This is a genomic window from Micromonospora sp. M51, from assembly GCF_018070305.1.
Lineage (GTDB): Bacteria > Actinomycetota > Actinomycetes > Mycobacteriales > Micromonosporaceae > Micromonospora > Micromonospora parva.
Genome location: NZ_JAGPXZ010000421.1, coordinates 1 through 5,357, shown reverse-complemented (window position 1 = coordinate 5,357; position 5,357 = coordinate 1). Strand labels below are relative to the sequence as shown.

General features: G+C 70.2%; 7 protein-coding genes and 1 pseudogene. 4 read left to right on the top strand and 4 right to left on the bottom strand.

Annotation, left to right across the window (positions count from 1 at the left end):
• Nucleotides 1-231 (top strand): annotated as a pseudogene (locus tag KBX53_RS21065) (hypothetical protein); the annotation flags it as partial.
• A 30-nt stretch (nt 232-261) separates the two neighbouring features.
• On the opposite strand, the gene KBX53_RS21060 reads toward KBX53_RS21065, so the two are convergent.
• Nucleotides 262-558 (bottom strand): DUF1540 domain-containing protein, encoded by a 297-nt coding sequence (locus KBX53_RS21060; protein WP_030333201.1) that lies wholly within the window; start codon nt 556-558, stop codon nt 262-264.
• Nucleotides 559-638: 80 nt separating this feature from the next.
• A complete protein-coding gene (locus KBX53_RS21055; protein ID WP_030333202.1) occupies nt 639-1,256 on the bottom strand; it encodes a DUF4126 domain-containing protein in 618 nt (205 codons plus the stop codon).
• 71 nt (nt 1,257-1,327) lie between these two features.
• Between KBX53_RS21055 and nucS the strand changes: the two genes are divergently transcribed.
• A complete protein-coding gene (gene nucS, locus KBX53_RS21050; protein ID WP_030333204.1) occupies nt 1,328-1,987 on the top strand; it encodes an endonuclease NucS in 660 nt (219 codons plus the stop codon).
• 176 nt (nt 1,988-2,163) lie between these two features.
• On the opposite strand, the gene KBX53_RS21045 is transcribed toward nucS, so the two are convergent.
• A complete protein-coding gene (locus KBX53_RS21045; protein ID WP_030333206.1) occupies nt 2,164-2,820 on the bottom strand; it encodes a class I SAM-dependent methyltransferase in 657 nt (218 codons plus the stop codon).
• Nucleotides 2,821-2,900: 80 nt separating this feature from the next.
• Entirely contained in the window at nt 2,901-4,397 is a 1,497-nt protein-coding gene (locus KBX53_RS21040) for an aldehyde dehydrogenase family protein (protein ID WP_210861178.1), read from the bottom strand.
• A 257-nt stretch (nt 4,398-4,654) separates the two neighbouring features.
• Here KBX53_RS21040 and KBX53_RS21035 point away from each other — a divergent pair, with 257 nt between their 5' ends.
• Together KBX53_RS21035 and KBX53_RS21030 are read left to right on the top strand one after the other, a co-directional pair.
• Nucleotides 4,655-5,071: an FHA domain-containing protein gene (locus KBX53_RS21035; RefSeq protein WP_210861176.1), complete on the top strand. Its 417-nt coding sequence runs from the start codon at nt 4,655-4,657 to the stop codon at nt 5,069-5,071.
• A gap of 80 nt (nt 5,072-5,151) precedes the next feature.
• On the top strand, nt 5,152-5,357 hold a 206-nt coding region (locus tag KBX53_RS21030), incomplete at its 3' end, for an alpha/beta fold hydrolase (RefSeq protein ID WP_210861174.1).

The following is a 5,357-nucleotide window of genomic DNA, read 5'->3' as shown; positions in this document are numbered from 1 at the left end:
GCCGATGTGGTGGTCGGGGTCAACAGGTACACCGAGACCGAACCCTCGCCGCTGACCGCCGCCGGACGGGCGGACCTGCCGGTGGTGGTGGGCGGCATCATCCCGGCCGGTGACGCGGACACCCTGCGGGCGGCCGGGGTCGCCCGGGTCTTCACGCCGAAGGACTTCGCCCTCACCGGCATCATCGACGACCTGGTGACGGTCATCCGTCGCGCCAACGACCTGCCCTGATCACTCGTCACCCCGGCGGGCCGGCGCGGGTCAGCGGCCGGCGTAGGTCATGCAGTCGGCCATGTCGTTGTCCGGGCCGACCCTGATCGACGACGCGTGGCACTCCAACTGCTCGTTGTGCCGGCAGTCGGCGCGCTGGCAGGCGCCGACCTGCGCGATCAGGCTCTCCACACCGCCCTGCACCGGCGACTCGACGAAGGTGTGGCAGTGCGCGTGATCCATGCTGCCGATCGTGATCGCGAAGGCGTGGCAGTCACCTGACCTGTTGTACGCGCAGGCGGCGACCACGCATTCCTGGACTCGGGGCATCTCCAACGCTGCGGTCATGCCGACCTCCTCTAGGCTCCTGCCCCGATACTAGGCTTTTGTCGGCCTGACGAACCCCGGTACGGCGAGCCCGCCCGCCGTCAGACGCGGAAGCCGGCGGCGCGGGCAGCCTCCCGTTCACGACGTCGTTCGCCACGTCGGCGGATGAACCAGAAGATGAAGAAGGCCAGGCCGACCAGGAAGACGAGCACCAGCACCGGCAGGATGATCGCCACCAGGGAAACCACCACACTGGTGGCGTCCTCGGCGGTGCTGGCCACCGGGGCGCCGAAACCGGCGGTGGCCGCGTTGACGACGGGCCGGGCCGCCGACTTGAGCAGGTGCACGCCCAGCGCCAGCAGTACGCCCGTGACGACCGGCACCCACTGGTGGGACGAGAAGAAGCTGCCCGGGTCGCTGACCGTCACCGTCTCCGACGAGGAGCCGGCACCGAAGGCCAGGCCACCGGCGGTGGGTCGGACCACTGTCTGCACCACGTCGTTGATGTGGTCGACCACTGGCACCTTGTCCGCCACCACCTCCACGGCGAGCAGTACGGCCATGATGACGATGACCCAGCCGTTGCCGAGCCAGGTCCAGCCGCTGGGCAGGTCGATCAGGTCGGTGTAGCGGCCGAGCAGACCGAGGATGAGCAGGGGTATGTAGGCGTTCAGCCCCGCCGAGGCGGCGAGACCGGTGCCGGTGAGGACTTCGAACACGATCTCAGCATCGCATCGACGCGCCAGTGCCGCTCGCTGGCGACCGGTGGGTGCTCGGCTACCCTCGTCGGGTGCGGTTGGTCATTGCGAAGTGCTCGGTGGACTACGTCGGACGGCTCTCGGCTCACCTGCCGCTGGCCACCCGGTTGCTGATGGTGAAGGCGGACGGGTCGGTGTCCATTCACGCCGACGACCGGGCGTACAAGCCGTTGAACTGGATGAGCCCACCCTGCCGGCTGGAGGAGGCCCCCGGGGTGTGGCGGGTCGTCAACAAGGCCGGCGAGGAGCTGCGGATCACCCTGGAGGAGATCTTCCAGGACACCTCGTACGAGTTGGGGGTGGATCCGGGTCTGCGCAAGGACGGGGTGGAGGCGCACCTGCAGGAGTTGCTGGCCGCCAACCCGAGTGCCCTGGGTGAGGGGTTCACCCTGGTCCGCCGCGAGTACATGACGGCGATCGGCCCGGTGGACCTGCTCTGCCGGGACGCCAACTCCGGTTCGGTGGCCGTCGAGGTCAAGCGGCGTGGCGACATCGACGGGGTGGAGCAGCTGACCCGCTATCTGGAGTTGATGAACCGCGACCCGCTGCTCAGCCCGGTCGTCGGGGTCTTCGCCGCTCAGGAGATCAAGCCGCAGGCCCGGGTGCTCGCCACCGACCGGGGCATCCGCTGTGTGGTGGTGGACTACGACAAGCTGCGCGGCATCGTGAAGGACGAGCTGACCCTCTTCTGACCCTCGGCGCCTTAGGGCCTGTTTCATAAGAACTGGCCGGCCTGCGGCGGGCCCGGACGACGACCGGCGGCGTTGCGGTTTCGTCCGGATACAACACCGGTATCCGGACGAAACCCCGCCTTGCCGGATCGCCGCCCGGACTCCGCCTCGGCTCGACCGCCCCTACGAAACAGGCCCTACCCGTTGCGCACCGCGATCAGCGACTTTGGCAGGCCGAACACCCGCTCCACCAGCATGGTGGAGTCGGGGAAGTAGTGCCGCATCTGCGAGCGGTCCAACAACTCGGTCCAGAGCACCTGGTGGATGGCGGCGTCGTGGCTGCGGGTGGGCTTGTGCCCCAACGGCCAGCGGCGGGCGAACGCGGTGCGCAGCCGGACCGGCAGGAACTGCATGCCCGGCGCGATCCAGTGTGGCTCGATGGGGAAGTAGCGGTAGGGCGTCTGCACCCAGTGCCGGTCGGCAAGGGAGCGGGCGGCGGCGGCGAAGCGGATCCGGCGTTCGTGCCCGCCCACATGCTCCAGCACGGAGTTCGAGAAGACCAGGTCGTAGCTGCCCTTGACGAGGTGCGGGGGCAGGTCGCAGGCGTCGGCCTGCTCGACGTGGGCCCAGTCCGGGACGACGGTGGGCGGCGACTCCAGGTTGACGACTGTCACGCGGGCCGGCCGGACGGTGGCACGGTGCCAGGTGCCGAGCCGGCCACCGAGATCGACGACGTGCATGTCGCCGATGTCCGGGAAGGTGCGCGCCAGCCAGTCCGAGCGGTGCCGACGCCGTCGGGCGCTCCACGACTGGTCACTGTCGACAAGGCGGTAGCGCAATCGATTGGGGCCCATTTAACGCAATGTACCGCCGCGACCACGGCGTATAAACATGTGGATACGCCGATCCTTCTTGATGATCGGTTATCCGACACTTACCTCCCGTACATGACCTTGATGGCCTTGACGAGCCGGGCCACGTCGGTGGGGGTGCGGTCGAAGGTCATCGACGGCAGCAGCGACCGGGCGCGGCGTCGGGTGATCGCCTTGGTCCGACCGAACTCACGCAGGCCGTCCTCCCCGTGGATCCGGCCGAAACCGGAGTCACCGACACCGCCGAACGGCAGGGTGGACATGCCGGCGAAGGTCAGCGTGGAGTTGATCGACGCCATCCCGGAGCGCAGCCGCCGGGCGATGGACACCGCGCGCCGCCGGCCGAAGACCGAACCACCGAGGCCGTACGACAGGGCGTTGGCGCGGGTGACGGCCTCGTCGGCGTCGCGGACCCGGCTGATGGTCAGCGTGGGGCCGAAGGTCTCCTCGCGGACCGCGGCCGAGTCCTCCGGGACGTCCACCAGCACTGTGGGGTGGACGTACGGCGGCTGCACGGCGCTCGGGCCGCCGAGCACGGCGCGCCCACCGGACGTGATCGCGGCGTCGATGTGCCGACGGATCACGTCGATCTGCTGGGGCATGGTGATCGGGCCGATGTCGGTGCCCTGCGGCCCGACCGTCAGCCGACCGGCGCGGGCCACCACCTTGTCGACGAAGGTGTCGAAGACGGCGTCGACGGCGTACACCCGCTCGATGCCGATGCAGGTCTGCCCCGCGTTGGTCATGCCGCCCCAGACGCACGCCTCGGCGGCGGCGTCCAGGTCGGCGTCGCTGTCGACGATCATGGCGTCCTTGCCGCCGCCCTCGATGAGCACCGGGGTCAGCGACTCGGCGCAGGCGGCCATCACCTTGCGGGCGGTGGCGGTGGAGCCGGTGAAGGCCAGCTTGTCGACGCCGGAGCGGCACAGCGCGGCGCCCACGTCGCCCTGTCCGTGCACGGCGGTGAACACCGGCTGCTCGGGCACCACCTCGGCGAAGCTGTCCACCAGCCACTGGCCGACGGCCGGGGTGTACTCGCTCGGCTTGAGCACCACGCCGTTACCGGCGGCGAGGGCGTACGCGGCGGAGCCGATGGGCGTGAAGACCGGATAGTTCCACGGCCCGATGACGCCGACCACCCCGTACGGCTGGTACTCGAGGTGCCCGGAGAACTCGGCGAGGATGAGCCGGGACCGCACCCGGCGTGGGCCGAGCACGCGCCCGGCGTTACGGGCGGCCCAGTCGATGTGCTCGATCGCGGTGACGATCTCGACGATGGCGTCGGCGACCGGCTTTCCGCCCTCGACGTGCACCAACTCGGCCAACTGCTCGATGCGCGTGGCGAGCAGGGCGCGCCAGCGCAGCATCCGCTGACGGCGGCCGGTGAAGCCCAGGCTGGCCCACCACTCGCCGGCGGCGCGGGTGCGGGCGACGGCCTGCCGTACGTCGGCGTCGGTGGCGACCGGGAAGCGACCGGCCTCGACGCCGGTCGCCGGGCTGGTGGAGACCAACTGACCCGCTTCGATGACCGGAACGCCCGGGATATGCACTGCCGTCATGGCGGAAGTCTAGACCCGAGGATTACTCACCGGTAGGGTCGCCGATTCGGGGCCGGGGGGCCGGCGTCGCACCAACCCGGCCGATCGTTGATCAGTGCAGGTCAGCGTGGTGGTGGCGAACGCGGCCCGCCCGAATCGTCGAACGGCAGGTGGCCGGGAGGTGACGAGAGGCTGACCGGCCGGTCGGTATTGACGACTACCGTCTGATGGCAAGCTGACGCGCGGAGTGACGGTGTGGGGTGGAGGGCTGACTGTCCATGGAGGAACATCCGGAACTGATGCCGCTGTTGACGGTCGCGGGTGGGCCGATGCGCGGCGCGAGTTTTCGTATGCGAGCCGAGATACAGGTGATCGGCCGAGCGCCGACCGGCCAGGTGGTCATCAACGACCCGCACCTGAGCCGTCGCCACGCCGAGGTGTGGCTGGCGCCGGAAGGGCCGTCCCTGCGGGACCTCGGCTCGACAAACGGCACCTGGCTCAACGACCGGCGGATCACCGAGGTGGAACGACTCTCCGACGGTGACGTGATCCGGCTGGGCCGTACCGAACTGCGCCTGTTCGACCCCGGGGTGGCGCTCACCGACCCGGTGGGGCTCAGCTTCGGCCCGTCCCGGCGCGACGTCCGGCCGACAGTGCCGCTGCCCCTGGCCACACCACCGGGCACCCGCCGCTGACCGCCTGGCGGTCAGCCACACCGGGCCGCCGCGCTGGATGGCGATCCGACACCTGGACCGGCGCGAACACCCGTGGCAGCATGCCGCGGATGGAAACCGAGCAGCGGATCGTGACGGCGAACGGCATCACCCAGGCGGTACGGGTGGCCGGTCCGCCGGACGGCGCGCCGGTGCTGCTGATCCACGGCAACTGCTCGTCCGCGCTGTTCTGGGAGCCGCTGGTCCGCCGGCTGCCATCGACGCTACGGGTGGTCGCCCCCGACCTGCGGGGGTACGGCGACTCCGC